A 16,629-nucleotide genomic window follows, 5' to 3' on the forward strand; every position below is an offset into this window, starting at 1 on the left:
GGACGGGCGATGGCGCGTCCGGCTGTTGTCGTCACTTCGACGCGACGGTCGTCCCCTCCGGCGGCAGGCTGGCCAGCAGCGCCTGCAATGTCGACAGCGTCGAGTGGTCCGCGACGCCATCGAGCCGCGCCGGGCGGAAATGACGCTGGAAGGCCGTGACGACCTCCATGGTCGCGGCGTCGTATTTGCCTGATAGCGGCACGCCGTAGCCGTATCTGGCGAGCGCCTGCTGCAGGCTCAGCACCTCGTCGCTGATGGTGCCGAGCATCAGGGTCTCGCCGCGCACGACAGGGGCGGGCGTGACCCAGTGACCGACGCCGGAATTGGCGAGTGAGTGCCACGGAAATTTCTCGCCGGGGTCCTTCTTGCGCGCGGGCGCGACGTCGGAATGGCCGAGCACCCGGTGGGACGGCACCTTGCGGCGGAGCATGATGCCGCGGCACAGCGCGATCACGGCGGCGATCTGGCGCAACGGAAACTCCGGATAGCCCCAGTCATGGCCGCGATTGACGATCTCGATCCCGATCGAGCAGGAGTTGATGTCGTCCTCGCCGGCCCAGGACGATACGCCGGCGTGCCAGGCGCGCTTGGTCTCGGGCACGCATTGCACGATGCGGCCGTCCTCCAGCACGACATAATGCGCCGAGACCTCGGTGCCGGCCGTGCACAACCGCGCCAGCGCGCCCTCGACATCGGGCATGCCGGTGTAGTGCAGCACGATCATATCGGGCTGCCGTCCCTTGTTGCGCTCGCCGTAATTCGGCGAAGGGATGATGTCGGAGACGATCGAGGAGTCCGGCTCGAACGTCCGCATGTTCGCCGCGGCCTTGGGAACCGGGAGGACGCGGTGGCGCTTCGAATCAGTTCCAGACGGTGTGGACGAACCGGACGGCGGCATGGACAACTCAGGTCGGACGCGAATGGGCCAAGCCCTTCTCTTTACTATTCCTTTACCGTCAACCGTACGCAATCGCGCGGCGCGGTTAACGGATGCATTTTGCGGATGTGTGTGGAAGAGGCATCACCGCCGCTTCACCTTTGCGACTTGTAACGAGTCGATCAACGCTTTCTTAACGCTAAGGGCCGTTACTGAGAGATGAAGAGCCGACCCGCGTCCGGAGGCGGCCAAAGCGTATTTTGGCTCGAAATCCCATGGCTGCCCGACAAATTCCGCTGGGAACACTCGGTCTGCGGCCCGGGACGACCGGGCTCGGTAACCATGCCGGACTGGGGCTTTGTCGTGGAACCGCCGCGACGCGGAATGATTCGAGGCGTTATGGGCTTGTTCGTCCCCGATCTCGCTTGGACGTCAGGCAGGGCCTTCGGCGGGCGTGGCGCATGAGCCCGGCCCCGCACATTCCCGTTCTTGGCCGCGAGGCCATCGCCCATCTCGCTCCGCGCGATGGCGGCCTTTACGTCGACGCCACGTTTGGTGCCGGCGGCTATAGCCGTGCGATCCTGGAAGTGCCGGGAACCCGGCTCATCGCCATTGATCGCGACCGCACGGCGATCGCGAGCGGTGGCGCGCTGGTCGAACGCTCCGCCGGCCGGCTGACCCTGGTCGAGGACCGCTTCTCCAATCTCGCCGATGTCTGCGCGGCACAGGGATTCGACACCGTGGACGGCGTCGTGATGGATGTCGGCGTCTCCTCGATGCAGCTCGACCAGGCCGGCCGCGGCTTCTCGTTCCGCCTCGATGGTCCGCTCGACATGCGGATGGGACAGTCAGGGCCGACCGCAGCCGACGTCGTCGCGCGTGCCTCCGAAGGCGATCTCGCCGACATCATCTATCAGCTCGGCGAGGAGCGGCATTCGCGCCGCATCGCCCGCGCCATCGTGGCCGACCGGCAGGAGACGCCGTTCACGACGACGCGCGCGCTCGCCGATCTCGTCGGCAGGGTCGTGCGATCGAAACCCGGGGAGATTCACCCGGCGACGCGGACGTTCCAGGCTTTGCGCATCTTCGTCAACGAGGAGCTCGATGAGCTGCAGACCGCGCTGGCGGCCGCCGAGCGCGTGCTCAAGCCCGGCGGCCGCCTCGTCGTGGTCTCCTTTCATTCGCTCGAAGACCGCATCGTCAAGAATTTCCTCGCCGAGCGCTCGAAGACCGGCGGCGGCTCGCGGCATCTGCCGGAACTGGCGCAAGTTGCGCCGAGCTTCCAGTTGCTGACGCGGCGGCCCATCGTCGCCGGTGACGACGAAGTCGCGCATAATCCGCGGGCGCGTTCCGCGAAGCTGCGCGCGGCCGAACGCACCTCGGCGCCGGCGCATCAGGATGGCGAGCAATCGTCCTGGCCGAAACTCTCCGACGTGATCAGGGGCGGGTAGCGCATGCGCATCATCCACCTCATCGTCATCGGCGCGCTGATCTTCGCGGCGGCCTATGTCTACCGGATCAAGATGGACTCCACCGCGCGCACCGAGAAGGTGCTGCGGTTGCATGCGGAGATCCGCGAGCAGCGCGACGCGATCGCGGCGCTGCGGTCCGAGTGGGCCAAGCTCGATGCGCCGCACCGGCTGCAAGGGCTGTCCGACCGGCATCTGCAGCTCAGGCCGGTCAACGGCACGCAATATGATTCGCTGAAGAACCTGCCGGAGCGTCCGCCGCGGATGTTCAGGCCGGGCGAGCCCGATCCGATCGGGGCCATGCTCAACACCATCGAAGCCGCCAGCGATCCCGACAATGTGACGGGCTCCGTGCCTCAGCCCGAGGACAAGCAATGAGCGCTGTGACTCCGGCCAAGCCTGCAGAACCCTGGCGGCAGCGTCTGATCCGCAGCCTGCTGTACGGACGCAACGTCGACCGCGCCGTAAAGGCGCGCGCACGCGTCGGTCTCGCCATGCTCGCCTTCGCCTTGGTCTACGCCCTGATCGGCGGCCGGCTCGTGATGTTCGCGATCGGCGCCGACGCCCACAGTGCGCGTCGCGCGGCCTCGCAGGAGGTGGTTGCGACCGCGCGGCCCGACATCGTCGACCGCAACGGCGCGATCCTCGCGACCGACGTCAAGACGGCGAGCCTGTTCGGCGAGCCGCGCCGCATCATCGATAAGGACGAGGCGATCGAGCTTCTCACCGCGACCGTGCCCGACCTCGACGAGGCCGAGGTGCGCGAACGCCTGAGGACGCGCAAGGGCTTCGTCTGGCTCAAGCGCGAGGTCACGGCGCAGCAGCAGCAGGCGATTCACAAGCTCGGCATTCCCGGCATCGGCTTCCTGCGCGAGAACAAGCGCGTCTATCCGACCGGCAACGAGGTCGCCCACCTCATCGGCCTCGTCAACATCGACAACCAGGGCATCGCCGGCATGGAGAAGTGGCTCGACAATCAGGGCCTCGCCGATCTCCATCGCGCCGGATTCGCCACCGACCGGCTGCAGAAGCCGATCGAACTCTCGGTCGATCTGCGCGTCGAGCACGCGTTGCGCGACGAGCTGCTCAAGGCCAAGGACAAGTTCCACGCCAAGGCCGCCTCCGGCCTCGTCTCCAACGTCAAGACCGGCGAGATCGTCGCGATGGTGTCGCTGCCGGATTTCGATCCCAACAATCCGAAGGAAGCGCACGATCCCGACCGCATCAACCGCCTGACCACCGGCGTCTACGAGATGGGCTCGACCTTCAAGGCGTTCACGCTGGCGATGGGGCTGGATTCCGGCAAGATCAATCTGAACTCGATGTGGGACGCACGCGGCAACCTGCACTACGGCAAGTTCACCATCCACGACAGCCATCCGCTCGGGCGCTTCATCAACACCAAGGAAGTGTTCACCTACTCTTCCAACATCGGCGCGGCACGGATTGCGCTCAACCAGGGCGTCGAGGCGCACAAGGCCTTCCTCACCAAGCTGGGACAGACGACCCGGCTGCGCACCGAGCTGCCGGAAAGCGCGGCGCCGCTGGTGCCGCGACGCTGGGGGGAACTGAACACCGTCACCATCGCCTTCGGCCAGGGCATGTCGGTGGCGCCGCTCCAGGCGGTGATGGGCATCAACGCGCTGGTGAACGGCGGCCATTTGATTCCGCCGACGTTCATGAAGCGCAGCGAATCCGAAGCCGCGGCGCTGGCCAAGCGCGTGATCAAGCAGGACACCAGCGACAAGATGCGGTTCCTGATGCGGCTCAATGCCGAAGTCGGCTCGGCAAGAAAGGCGGACGTCAAGGGCTATTATGTCGGCGGCAAGACCGGCACGTCCGAGAAGGTCATCAACGGCCGCTACGCCAAGAAGCGCGTGCTCAACTCGTTCACCGCCATCCTGCCCTGCGACGACCCCAAATATCACGTCCTGATCATGCTGGACGAGCCGCAGGCGTTGCCTGAAACGCATGGTTTCATCACTTCGGGATGGAACGCGGTGCCGACCGGCGGCAAGGTGATCGAGCGGATCGCGCCGCTTCTGGGCGTCGAGCCGCGTTTCGACCTGCCGCCTGCGGAGCGCCTTATTCTTGCAGCATCCAGGACAACCCAGTAATCAACGGGTAGGCTTTTCGCCGCGGCTGAGTCGGGATTTTCCCCGGATTCGGCTTTCCGGCAGGGCATGTCGACTGGAAGACCATGAAGCTGCGCGACCTCCTGGGTCAGGATATTCTGGGCAATGACGCCGCCATCGAGCCCGCTGCCGCCGCGCTCGAGGTGACCGGCCTTGCGCTCGACAGCCGCGCGGTCAAACCGGGTGATGTCTTCTTCGCGCTGGCGGGCAGCAAGACCGACGGTGCACGCTTCATCGATGCTGCGATTGCCGCGGGCGCCGTGGCTGTGGTCGGTGACCAGGCCCCTGATGGCAGCAAGGTGCCGTTCGTCGCGGTTGCCAATCCGCGCCGCGCGCTGGCGCTGGCCGCTGCCAACTTCTTCCCCGCCCAGCCGGCGACCATCGCGGCCGTGACCGGCACCAGCGGCAAGACCTCGGTCGCAGCCTTCACGCGCCAGATCTGGGAGCGGCTCGGGCATGCCGCCGCCAGCATCGGCACCATCGGCCTCGTCTCGCCCAAGCGCACCATCTACGGCTCGCTGACGACGCCGGATCCGATCGCGCTGCACCGGCAGATCGACGAGATCGCGCGCGAGGGCGTCACGCATCTCGCCTTCGAGGCGTCGTCGCATGGGCTCGATCAGTACCGGCTCGACGGCGTGCGCGTCTCCGCCGGCGGCTTCACCAATCTGTCGCGCGACCACATGGATTACCATCCGACCGTCGCGCATTATCTCGCGGCGAAGCTCCGCCTGTTTCGCGAGCTGGTGCCGCCCGGCGGCGCGGCGGTGATCTCCGCCGATCATGATTGCTCGGCAGAGGCGATCGATGCAGCGAAGGCGCGCGGCCTGCGCGTGATCGCGGTCGGCCGCAACGGCGACGGGGCGGGCGAGGGCATCCGTCTCACTGAAGCCGCGGTCGAAGGCTTCTCGCAACGGCTGACGCTCGAACATCGCGGCAAGCGCCATGCGATCCGGCTGCCGCTGGTCGGCGAATTCCAGATCGAGAACGCACTGGTGTCGGCCGGTCTTGCGATCGGTACCGGCAGCGATGCAGCCGACGTGTTCGCGAGCCTGGAACATCTCGAAGGCGCCAAGGGACGATTAGAGCGCGTCGGCGAGCGCAACGGCGCGCCGATCTTCGTCGACTATGCGCACAAGCCCGATGCGCTGGCGAAGGCGCTGCAGGCGCTGCGGCCCTATGCCAAGCGCCGGCTGGTGGTCGTGTTCGGCGCCGGCGGCGACCGCGATGCCGGCAAGCGCCCGATCATGGGCGAGATCGCGGCCGAGAATGCCGACGGCATCATCGTCACCGACGACAATCCGCGCAGCGAGAAGCCGGAGGCGATCCGCGCCGCGATCCTCGCCACCGCCAAGGACGCCCGCGAGATCGGCGACCGCGCTGCTGCGATCCGCGCCGCGATCGAGGAATTGCAGGAGGGCGATGCGCTGCTTATCGCGGGCAAGGGCCACGAGACCGGGCAGATCGTCGGCGGAGAGGTCTTGCCCTTCAGTGATCACGAGGCGGTCGCCGCCGCATTAGCGTCGAGGATTGCATGAGCGCGCCGATATGGACGATTGCCGAAGTGGCGCGCGCGCTGGGCGCGGACGGATCGTTCCCGGACACCCCGATCGATTTCGTTACCCAGGACAGCCGCCTGGTGAAACCGGGCAGCCTGTTCGTGGCGCTGAGCGGCACGCCGAGCGGCGGCTTCGTCTCGGCCTTCGCCAGCGCGCGCGACGGTTGGGAGTTCGCCGACAAGGCGGAGGCTTCAGGCGCGGTCGCCATGATCGTGCCGCACCAGATCGCGGGCATCAGCATTCCCCAGATCGTCGTCAAGGACACGCTGATCGACGGCCTCTGGGCTCTCGCACGCGCTGGGCGCACGCGTTTCAAGGGGCCGGTGATCGGGCTCACCGGCAGCGCGGGCAAGACCAGCACCAAGGAGTTTCTGGCGGCCTATCCGAACGCCTATGCCAGCCCTTCGAGCTTTAACAATTTCTGGGGCGTACCGCTGACGCTGTGCAACGCGCGGCCCAACGCCAGCCTCTGGGTCGTCGAGATGGGCATGAACCAGAAAGGCGAGATCGCGCGGCTCAGCGAATTGACGCGGCCGACGGTGGCGCTGGTCGTCAACGTCCAGCCCGTGCATCTGGAAAAGCTCGGCTCGCTCGAAGCTATCAGGCACGAGAAAGTCTCGATCGCGCTCGGTCTGCCCGAGGACGGCGTGCTGGTGCTGCCTGCGGGACTCAAGGCCTCCGAATGGAAAGGCAAGGTCGTGCGCTTCGGCGAGCACGCCGAGGTGCATGAGGTCGCGCACGCGCCGCATGGCGAGAGCTGGCAGGTCGTGGCCATGATCGGCAAGAAGGAGATCGCCTTCAGCCTGACGCCGGGCGCGCCGCATCGCGTGCAGAATGCGCTGGCCGCGCTCGCCGCGATCCGCGCGGCCCATCTCGATCCGGCGACGCTCGCGATCAAGCTCGACCGTGTCGGCATCATGACCGGCCGCGGCGTCGAGCAGGCGGTCGGCGGCATCACCGTGATCGACGACAGCTTCAACGGCAATCCGGCCAGCGTTGCTGCCGCGCTGCAGAGCCTGCAGGCCCGCCACATGAGCGGAGGCCGCCGCATTGCGGTCCTCGGCGACATGCTGGAGCTCGGCGAAGACGCGCCAGGCTACCACACCGCCCTTGCCAAGCATCTCGACGGGATCGACGGGGTCTACTGCGTCGGCCCCCTGATGCGCCACCTCTACGATGTGCTGCCGTCAGGCAAGCGCCTCGGCTGGCACGATGATCCCGCCACGCTGAAGCCGGGCGAGGTCGCAAATCTGCTGCAGGCAGGCGATGTCGTGGTTGTCAAGGGCAGCAAGAAGATGTTCTGGGTCAACAAGTTTGTGCCCGGCCTGGTGGCCGCCTTGCAGGCGAAGGCGTAAACTGCTTGGAAGGCGCCGTTCCCGAATCCCACCCTTTGCGGCGCGAAGCGATCCGGTTTCCCTGGGGGCGCGCGACCCATGATGAAGACAGCGAATGCGCCTGAGGCACGTTGAAGCCAATATCCAGGCCAAAACCGCGTGCATTGGCGCGATAGGACCGACTGAATGTTTTACTGGCTGATCGAGCTCTCCAACACATTTCCGGGCTTCGGTGCCGTCCGCACCTTCCTGAACGTCTTCCGCTACATCACCTTCCGCACTGGCGGCGCGGTGGTTACCGGCGCGCTGTTCGTGTTTTTGTTCGGGCCCTGGATCATCGACCATCTGCGCATCCGCCAGGGCAAGGGCCAGCCGATCCGGACCGACGGTCCGCAATCGCATCTCGCCAAGAAGGGCACGCCGACGATGGGCGGGCTGATGATCCTGTCCGGCCTCACGGTCGGCACCGTGCTGTGGGCCAATCCGCTCAATCCCTATGTCTGGATCGTGCTGGCGGTGACGCTCGGCTTCGGCTTCGTCGGCTTCTATGACGATTACCTCAAGGTGACCAAGCAGACCACGACCGGGTTCGGCAGCAAGCTTCGCCTCCTGATCGAGGCTGCAATCGCGCTGGTGGCTTGCTACGCGCTGGTGCGGCTGAACCGCGACCCCGCCTCGACCGCGCTGACGATTCCTTTCCTGAAGGACACCGTGCTGCATTTCGGCTGGTTCTTCGTCATCTTCGGCGCCTTCGTCATCGTCGGCTCCGGCAACGCGGTCAACCTCACCGACGGTCTCGATGGCCTCGCCATCGTGCCGGTGATGATCGCGACCGCGAGCTTTGCGATGATCGCCTATCTCGCCGGCAACGCGGTGTTCGCCGAATATCTCCAGATCAAATATGTCGCCGGCACCGGCGAGCTCGCGGTGCTCTGCGGCGCGCTATTGGGTGCCGGCCTCGGTTTTCTCTGGTTCAATGCTCCACCAGCTTCGATCTTCATGGGCGACACCGGCTCGCTCGCGCTCGGCGGTATGCTCGGCGCCATCGCGGTCGCGGTGAAGCACGAAATCGTGCTCGCGGTGATCGGCGGATTGTTCGTGCTGGAGGCGGTCTCGGTCATCGTGCAGGTGGTGTCTTTCAAGCTCACGGGCAAGCGCATCTTCAAGATGGCGCCGATCCACCACCATTTCGAGCAGCTCGGCTGGACCGAGCCGCAGATCGTGATCCGGTTCTGGATCATCTCGGTGATGCTGGCACTCGCCGGGCTGTCGACGCTGAAGCTGCGGTGATCGCGGTGCTCACCCAGGATCGTCATTCCGGGCGACGCGAAGCGGCGATCCGGATCTCGAGATTCTCTGGTGCGCAATTGCGCACCATAGTTCTCGCTTCGCGAGCCCCGGAATGACAGAGGTGTGGCCATGATCCCCGTCACCTCCTTTGCCGGCAAGACCGTCGCGGTGTTCGGCCTCGGCGGCTCGGGGCTCGCCTCCTGCCACGCGCTGAAGGCGGGAGGCGCCGAGGTGATCGCGGCCGACGACAATGCCGAGAACGTCGCCAAGGCCGCGCAGGCCGGTTTCATCACAGCCGATCTGCGCAGCGTGTCCTGGGCGAATTTCGCGGCCCTCGTGCTGGCGCCCGGCGTGCCGCTGACCCATCCGGTGCCGCATTGGAGCGTGCTGAAGGCGCGCGAGGCCGGCTGTGAGGTGATCGGCGACATCGAGCTGTTCTGCCGCGAGCGGCGGCGACACGCGCCGGATGCGCCGTTCGTCGCCATCACCGGCACCAACGGCAAGTCGACCACGACGGCGCTGATCGCGCATCTCACCAAGGTCGCCGGTTACGACACCCAGATGGGCGGTAATATCGGCACCGCGATCCTGTCGCTGGAGCCGCCGCGCATGGGCCGCGTCCACGTCATCGAGATGTCGTCCTACCAGATCGACCTCACGCCCTCGCTCGATCCCTCCGTCGGCATCCTGCTCAATGTCAGCGAGGACCATATCGATCGTCACGGCACCATCGAACATTATGCCGCCGTGAAGGAGCTCCTCGTTGCCGGCGTGCAGGACGGCGGCACGGCGATCGTCGGCGTCGACGACGGCTTCTGCCGCGACATCGCCGACCGGCTCGACCGCGCCGGCAAGAACGTGGTGCGTATCTCCGTCAAGAACCCGCTGGCGAGCGGGATCTATGTCGAGCATGGCGAGATCGTGCGTTCTTCGGGCGGTGCCCGCAGCGAAGTGGCCGCGCTCGGCGGCATCGGCTCGCTGCGCGGCCAGCACAACGCGCAGAACGCGGCCTGTGCCGCCGCCGCCGCGCTCGCGATGGACATCAGCCTGGAGGTGCTGCAGAACGGCCTGCGCACCTTTCCCGGCCTTGCGCACCGCATGGAGCAGGTCGGCCGCCGGGGCAACGTGCTGTTCGTCAACGATTCCAAGGGCACCAATGCGGACGCAACCGCGCATGCGCTGTCGTCATTTTCGGAGATCTTCTGGATCGCCGGCGGCAAGCCCAAGGCCGGCGGGATCACTGGCCTGACCGGCTTCTTCCCGCGCATCCGAAAAGCCTATCTGATCGGCGAGGCCGCGCAGGAGTTCTCGGGAACGCTGGGCACGCAGGTGCCGCACGAGATCAGCCAGACGCTCGACGTCGCCGTCGCGCACGCCGCGCGCGATGCGGATGCCGCAGGCCTCACCGACGCCGTCGTGCTGCTGTCCCCCGCCTGCGCCTCCTTCGACCAGTACCGCAACTTCGAGATCCGCGGCACCAGGTTCCGCGAGCTGGTGCAGGCGCTGCCGGGCGTGAAACCGGTGGTGTGAGCGGTCTCGTGTCCCGGACGCGGTGCGGCACGAAGTGACGCTCCGCGGAGCCGGGACCAGAAAGCTCGCTGGGCCCCGGCTCTGCAGCGCACCGCAAAAGGCGCTGCGCTGCGTCCGGGGCACGAGACTCTTCAAAACTTGAACAAGCTATTAACCCTCCGGTAACCAACCTCGGCGACCAATGGACGGACCTCCGTCCGAAAGCGGCCGCCCATGCTCTCCCGTGAAGAACGCACCCCCTTTTCCGAGTGGTGGTGGACCGTCGACAAGCCGCTGATGGGCGCGATCCTGGCTTTGATGCTGACCGGGGTGATCCTGTCGCTGGCGGCGAGCCCGCCGGTTGCGACCCGCATCGGGCTCGAGCCCTTCCACTTCTTCAGCCGCCACGTGCTGTTCCTGCTGCCGTCCTGCATCGTCCTTCTCGGCGTGTCCTTCCTGTCGCCGCGCTCGATCCGCCGCAGCGCGCTGATCATCTTCGCGATCAGCATCGTCCTGATCGTGCTGACGCTCGCCATCGGCCCGGAGGTGAAGGGCTCGCGGCGCTGGATCACGCTGCTCGGCGTCAACATCCAGGCTTCCGAAATCGCAAAGCCGTCGTTCGTCGTGATCGCGGCATGGCTGTTCGCGGAATCGACCAGGCGCCCGGAGATGCCGGCGACCACGATGGCACTGGTGCTGCTCTTGATGCTGGTCGCGCTCCTGGTGATGGAGCCCGACTTCGGCCAGACCATGCTGGTCCTGATGGTGTGGGGCTCGCTGTTCTTCATCGCGGGCATGCGCATGATCTGGGTGTTCGGTCTCGCAGGCCTTGGCGCCGCCGGCCTGTTCAGCGCCTATCTGTTCGTCCCGCACGTGGCGGGGCGCATCAGGCGCTTCATGAATCCGGCCTCCGGCGACACCTTCCAGGTCGATACCGCCATGGAAGCCTTCTACAACGGCGGCTGGTTTGGCCTCGGGCCGGGCGAGGGCATCGCCAAGCGCAGCCTGCCGGACAGCCACACCGACTTCGTGTTCGCCGTCGCGGCCGAGGAGTTTGGCATCATCCTGTGCCTGGCCATGCTGGCGCTGTTCGCCTTCGTCGTCCTCCGCACGCTGTCGCGCGCTTATGCCAATGAGGACATGTTCTCGCGCTTCGCCGCCTCGGGTCTTGCGATCCTGTTCGGCGTGCAGGCGGCGATCAACATGTCGGTCAACCTCCAGCTCATCCCGGCCAAGGGCATGACGCTGCCGTTCATCTCCTATGGCGGCTCCTCGATCGTGTCGCTCGCCTATGGCGTCGGCATGATGCTGGCGCTGACGCGGCTGCGCCCGCGCACCGAGGTCGAGGCCAGCGGCCACGCCGAGGCGATGCGCAGTTACGCTTAGCTAGTCATTGCGAGGAGCGAAGCGACGAAGCAATCCAGGCTGCCTCCGCGGAGGGATTCTGGATTGCTTCGCTGCGCTCGCAATGACAACTGAGACACTGTAAAATTCCTCCACCATGGACAACTCCCCCCTGATTCTTCTTGCCGCGGGCGGCACCGGCGGCCATCTGTTTCCGGCCGAGGCGCTCGGCGTCGAATTGATCCGGCGCGGCTATCGAGTCCGCCTCGTCACCGACGAGCGCGCGCTGCGCTATAGCGGTCTGTTCAGCAAGGACATGATCGACGTGGTGGCAAGCGAGACCGCGCGCGGCCGCAATCCGCTGCAACTCGCCTATGCCGGCTTCACGCTCGCCGCCGGCACGCTCTCCGCGTATCGCCTGATCAAGCGCTTGAAGCCCGTCGCCGTCGTCGGTTTCGGCGGCTATCCGACGTTGCCGCCGCTGGTCGCGGCGAAATTCGCCGGCGTGCCCGGCATCATCCACGACGCCAACGCCGTACTCGGCCGCGCCAACCGGTTCCTGTCCGCCCACGTCCGCGCCATCGCGACGTCCTTGCCCGGTGTGCTCGACCGCGATCCCGCGCTGGCGGCCAAGACCACGACCGTCGGCACGCCGATGCGGCCGGCAGTGCTCGCCGCCGCTGCTGTGCCTTATGCTGCGCCCGAGGTGAACGGTCCGCTGCGCCTGCTCGTCGTCGGCGGCAGCCAGGGCGCGCGCATCATGGCCGACATCGTGCCTGGTGCGATCGAGCGGCTCGAGCCGGCGTTATGGAATCGCCTCGTCCTCACCCAGCAGGTACGCGAAGAGGACGTGAGCCGCGTGCGCGCGGTCTATGACAAGCTCAAGATCAAGGCCGAGCTCGCGCCGTTCTTTACCGATCTGCCGGCACGGCTCGCTTCAAACCATCTCGTGGTATCGCGCTCCGGTGCCGGCACGGTGGCCGAGCTCGCGGCGATCGGCAGGCCCTCGATCCTGGTGCCGTTGCCCGGCTCGATCGACCAGGACCAGTTCGCCAATGCCGGCGTGCTGGCCAAGGTCGATGGCGCGATCCGCATCCCGCAGACCGAGTTCAGCTCCGATCGTCTCGCCACCGAAATTTCCGGTTTGGCCGCCGAACCCGCTCGCCTCGCCGCGATGGCTGAAGCCGCCCGCGGCGCCGGTCGGCTCGATGCGGCCGAGCGGCTGGCGGATCTCGTGGTCAAGGTCGCGGGAATCTGACGCCTGTTCCGGCCCGAATGGCCAAAAAAGCCACTTGTCATGCCCCGCGAAAGCGGGGCATCCAGTATCCGACGCAGTTGATTTGAATCTCTGGCGTCGCGGAGTACTGGATCGTCCGCCTTCGCGGACGATGACCCCAAGGAAACCACATGAGACTGCCGCGCGAGATCGGACCCATCCACTTCGTCGGGATCGGCGGGATCGGCATGAGCGGGATCGCCGAGGTGCTGGTCAATCTCGGCTATGCCGTGCAGGGATCGGATGCCTCCGACAATTACAATCTCGACCGTCTGCGCAAGAAGGGCGCGAAGGTCTCGGTCGGCCACAAGGCGGAGAATGTCGACGGCGCCGAGGTGGTCGTGGTCTCCACGGCGATCAAGCGCGACAATCCGGAACTGATGGCGGCGCGCGAACGTCGCATTCCCGTGGTGCGCCGTGCCGAGATGCTGGCCGAGCTGATGCGGCTGAAGAGCTGCGTCGCCATTGCCGGCACGCACGGCAAGACCACGACGACGACGATGGTCGCGACGCTGCTCGACGCCGGCGGGCTCGATCCCACCGTGATCAACGGCGGCATCATCAATGCCTACGGCTCCAACGCGCGGCTGGGGGCCGGCGACTGGATGGTGGTCGAGGCCGACGAGAGCGACGGCACGTTCCTGAAACTGCCGACCGATGTCGCCATCGTCACCAATGTCGACCCCGAGCATCTCGATCACTTCAAGACCTTCGAGGCCGTGCAGGACGCCTTCCGTCATTTCGTCGAGAACCTGCCGTTCTACGGCTTTGCCGTGATGTGCATCGATCATCCCGTGGTGCAGAGCCTCGTCGGCAAGATCGAGGACCGCCGCATCATCACCTACGGCGAGAATCCGCAGGCCGATGCGCGGCTGGTCGACCTCACCGCAGGCGGCGGCGGCTCGAAGTTCAAGGTCGTGATCCGCGACCGCAAGGCCGGCACCCTGCACGAGATCGCCGACCTCGCGCTGCCGATGCCGGGCCGGCACAACGCCTCGAACGCGACGGCGGCGATTGCGGTCGCGCATACGCTCGGCGTGTCGGACGAGGCGATCCGCAAGGCGATGGCCGGCTTCGGCGGCGTCAAGCGCCGCTTCACCAAGACCGGCGAGTGGAACGGCGTCACCGTCATCGACGATTACGGCCATCACCCCGTGGAGATCGCAGCCGTGCTGAAAGCGGCGCGCGATTCCTACACCGGCAAGGTGATCGCCGTGGTGCAGCCGCATCGCTACACCCGCCTGCAATCGCTGTTCGAGGAGTTCTGTACCTGTTTCAACGACGCCGACGCGGTGATCGTTGCCGACGTCTATGCCGCCGGCGAAGCGCCGATCGAGGGCATCGACCGCGACCATTTCGTCGCGGGCTTGCGCGCGCATGGGCATCGCGAGGTGATCCCGCTGCCGGCGGCATCAGAGCTCGCGGGCATCGTCAAGGGGCTCGCGAAGCCGGGCGATCTCGTCGTGTGCCTCGGGGCCGGCAACATCACGCAATGGGCGTACGCATTGCCCGGCGAATTGAAGGCGCTGGGGTAGGGCGGTGAGCTTCCCCGACATCACGCCCACTCTCAAAGCCGCGATGCCGGAGCTTCGTGGCCGGCTGCTCGCCAACCAGTCGCTGGCCGAACTGACCTGGTTTCGCGTCGGCGGCCCCGCGCAGGTGCTGTTCACGCCGGCGGACGAGGACGATCTGGCTTACTTCCTCGCGCACCTTGCTGCCGACATTCCGGTTTACGTCGTTGGCGTCGGCTCCAACCTCATCGTGCGCGACGGCGGCATCGCGGGCGTGGTGATCCGCCTTTCGCCGCGCGCCTTCGGCGAGGCCAGCGCGAGCGGCGATGTCGTCACCGCGGGCGCCGCCGCACTCGACAAGCGGGTGGCGGAAGTGGCGGCCTCTGCCAATATCGGCGGGCTCGAGTTCTATTTCGGCATTCCCGGCACGATCGGCGGCGCCTTGCGCATGAATGCAGGCGCCAATGGCGGCGAGACCAAGGACGTGCTGATCGAGGCGAGGGGCGTCGGGCGCGACGGCACCAAGCACGTATTTTCCAATGCCGACATGAAGTTCGTCTACCGGAGCAGCGGCGTCGATCCTTCCATCATCTTCACTTCCGCGCGCTTTCGCGGTGAGATCAGGGACGCGGAAGCGATCCGCGCGCGCATGGCAGAGGTGCAAAGCCATCGCGAAACCGCGCAGCCGATCCGCGAGAAGACCGGCGGCTCCACCTTCAAGAATCCGCCCGGCCATTCCGCCTGGAAGCTGGTCGACGCCGCCGGCTGCCGCGGCCTGCGCGTCGGCGGCGCACAGGTCTCGGAGATGCACTGCAATTTCCTGATCAACACCGGCGATGCCACCGCGCACGACATTGAGACGTTGGGCGAGACCGTGCGCGAACGGGTGAAGGCAAATTCCGGGATCGAGCTACACTGGGAAATCAAGCGGATCGGGATTTCCGCGTGAATGTCGTTCCGGGGCGGTGCGAAGCACCGAACCCGGAACCTCGAGATTCCGGGTTCGCGCTTTGCGCGCCCCGGAATGACAAAGAAACAGAGGCAGCGAATGCGCATCACCATCCTCTTCGGCGGCTCCAACCGGGAGCGTCTGGTCTCGGTCGCCTCGGCGCAGGCGCTGCATCAGGCGCTGCCCGAGGCTGATCTCTGGTGGTGGGATATCGAGGACAAGGTGCATGTCGTGCAGTCCAGGCAATTGCTCGAACATGCTCGCCCCTTCGAGGACGAGTTCAAGCCGGGCACGCGTGGCATTCCCTTGGAGCATGCACTCGACCAGGCCAAGGCCGAGGGGCGCGTGCTGGTGCTCGGTCTGCATGGCGGGCGTGCCGAGAACGGCGAATTGCAGGTGATGTGCGAGGCGCGCGGCGTGCCCTTCACCGGCTCGGGCTCGGCGTCCTCGCATCTTGCCTTCGACAAGGTCGCGGCCAAGCGGTTTGCCGCCCTCGGCGGCGTGACGCCGCCGGCAAACGTTGCGCTCGACAACATCGACGAGGCTCTTGCCGAATACGGCAGGCTGATCGCGAAGCCGGCGCGCGACGGCTCGAGCTACGGCCTGATCTTCGTCAACGCCAAGCAGGATCTCGTCGCCGTCCGCAACGCGGCCAAGCACGAAGAGTATGTCATCGAGCCCTACATCGCCGGCGTCGAGGCGACCTGCGGTGTGCTGGAGCGTACCGATGGCTCGATCATCGCGCTGCCGCCGGTCGAGATCATTCCGGGCGAGGGCAATTTCGACTACGCCGCGAAATATCTCCTGAAATCGACCCAGGAGATCTGCCCCGGCCGTTTCGCGCCCGAGATCACCGCCGCGCTGAAGGCGCAGGCGATGCTGGCGCACCGCGCGATGTCATGCACCGGCTATTCCCGGTCGGATTTCATCGTCTCGGACAAGGGCCTCGTCTATCTCGAGACCAACACGCTGCCCGGGCTGACCAAGTCCTCGCTCTACCCCAAGGCGCTGAAAGCCGAGGGGATCGCATTCGTCGACTTCCTGCGCGACCTGGTGGAGCTCGCGCAGCGGGGCGTGCGGAAATAATTAGGACTGGTTAACGGCCGGATCGGCGAAACGGGCCGGTTTGGCGTCCAAAACCGGTAAAATGCCGGACATCGCGGCACAAATGCCTCACATAACGGGGCAAAATGCGCGGGACGTTAACGAATTTTACCTTTTGTTTACCAGGACGTCCGAAGGTTAACGCTGGCGGCGCATATGGCGCTTTGGCTGCCGGCGCGTGAGCTGTCGCGGGTGATGTCACCTCCAGCGAACGCTTTGAAGGGGAGAGGTTTTCTTCTGCTGAAGACCAGCACCCGGCCCGGTACGTCCAG

General features: G+C 66.3%; 13 protein-coding genes. 12 read left to right on the forward strand and 1 reads right to left on the reverse strand.

The genetic code is table 11. The features are described 5' to 3' along the window. Positions 1-31 precede the first annotated feature (31 nt). On the reverse strand, positions 32-814 hold the full coding sequence (locus tag WI560_RS06650) for an N-acetylmuramoyl-L-alanine amidase (protein WP_028138082.1): 783 nt from the start codon (positions 812-814) through the stop codon (positions 32-34). Between the two features lie 524 nt (positions 815-1,338). On the opposite strand from WI560_RS06650, the gene rsmH reads away from it, so the two are divergent. The 12 genes from rsmH to WI560_RS06710 all read left to right on the forward strand — a co-directional run bounded on the left by rsmH (position 1,339) and on the right by WI560_RS06710 (position 16,339). After that, positions 1,339-2,328 (forward strand): 16S rRNA (cytosine(1402)-N(4))-methyltransferase RsmH, encoded by a 990-nt coding sequence (rsmH, locus tag WI560_RS06655; protein ID WP_375307361.1) that lies wholly within the window; start codon positions 1,339-1,341, stop codon positions 2,326-2,328. Between the two features lie 3 nt (positions 2,329-2,331). After that, positions 2,332-2,724: a hypothetical protein gene (locus tag WI560_RS06660; RefSeq protein WP_257177040.1), complete on the forward strand. Its 393-nt coding sequence runs from the start codon at positions 2,332-2,334 to the stop codon at positions 2,722-2,724. Beyond that, positions 2,721-4,463, forward strand: a complete 1,743-nt coding sequence (locus WI560_RS06665) for a penicillin-binding protein 2 (RefSeq protein WP_257177041.1) — start codon at positions 2,721-2,723, stop codon at positions 4,461-4,463. Before WI560_RS06660 ends, WI560_RS06665 begins: the two co-directional genes overlap by 4 nt. Before the next feature lie 83 nt (positions 4,464-4,546). Continuing rightward, positions 4,547-6,019: a UDP-N-acetylmuramoyl-L-alanyl-D-glutamate--2,6-diaminopimelate ligase gene (locus WI560_RS06670; RefSeq protein WP_375307362.1), complete on the forward strand. Its 1,473-nt coding sequence runs from the start codon at positions 4,547-4,549 to the stop codon at positions 6,017-6,019. Then, the gene (murF, locus tag WI560_RS06675; protein ID WP_375307363.1) at positions 6,016-7,395 is read left to right on the forward strand and encodes a UDP-N-acetylmuramoyl-tripeptide--D-alanyl-D-alanine ligase; all 1,380 of its coding nucleotides are present in this window, start codon (positions 6,016-6,018) and stop codon (positions 7,393-7,395) included. The genes WI560_RS06670 and murF overlap by 4 nt, the downstream gene beginning before the upstream one ends. A 165-nt stretch (positions 7,396-7,560) precedes the next feature. Beyond that, positions 7,561-8,664 (forward strand): phospho-N-acetylmuramoyl-pentapeptide-transferase, encoded by a 1,104-nt coding sequence (mraY, locus tag WI560_RS06680; RefSeq protein ID WP_028138076.1) that lies wholly within the window; start codon positions 7,561-7,563, stop codon positions 8,662-8,664. A gap of 129 nt (positions 8,665-8,793) precedes the next feature. Then, positions 8,794-10,194 carry a UDP-N-acetylmuramoyl-L-alanine--D-glutamate ligase gene (gene murD, locus WI560_RS06685; protein WP_375307364.1) on the forward strand — a complete coding sequence of 467 codons (1,401 nt, stop codon included), beginning with the start codon at positions 8,794-8,796 and terminating at the stop codon, positions 10,192-10,194. A 213-nt stretch (positions 10,195-10,407) separates the two neighbouring features. Further along, positions 10,408-11,559, forward strand: coding sequence for a putative lipid II flippase FtsW (ftsW, locus tag WI560_RS06690; protein WP_028138074.1), 1,152 nt, complete (start codon positions 10,408-10,410; stop codon positions 11,557-11,559). A 115-nt stretch (positions 11,560-11,674) separates the two neighbouring features. After that, entirely contained in the window at positions 11,675-12,775 is a 1,101-nt protein-coding gene (gene murG, locus WI560_RS06695) for an undecaprenyldiphospho-muramoylpentapeptide beta-N-acetylglucosaminyltransferase (protein ID WP_375307365.1), read from the forward strand. A 149-nt stretch (positions 12,776-12,924) separates the two neighbouring features. Then, positions 12,925-14,328, forward strand: a complete 1,404-nt coding sequence (gene murC / locus WI560_RS06700; protein ID WP_375307366.1) for a UDP-N-acetylmuramate--L-alanine ligase — start codon at positions 12,925-12,927, stop codon at positions 14,326-14,328. 4 nt (positions 14,329-14,332) lie between these two features. Next, complete coding sequence (gene murB / locus WI560_RS06705; RefSeq protein ID WP_375307367.1) at positions 14,333-15,253, forward strand: UDP-N-acetylmuramate dehydrogenase; 921 nt, start codon at positions 14,333-14,335, stop codon at positions 15,251-15,253. Positions 15,254-15,352: 99 nt separating this feature from the next. After that, on the forward strand, positions 15,353-16,339 hold the full coding sequence (locus WI560_RS06710) for a D-alanine--D-alanine ligase (protein ID WP_375307368.1): 987 nt from the start codon (positions 15,353-15,355) through the stop codon (positions 16,337-16,339). Positions 16,340-16,629 lie beyond the last annotated feature (290 nt).

The sequence above is a fragment of the Bradyrhizobium sp. A11 genome, from assembly GCF_042077125.1.
GTDB lineage: Bacteria > Pseudomonadota > Alphaproteobacteria > Rhizobiales > Xanthobacteraceae > Bradyrhizobium > Bradyrhizobium japonicum_B.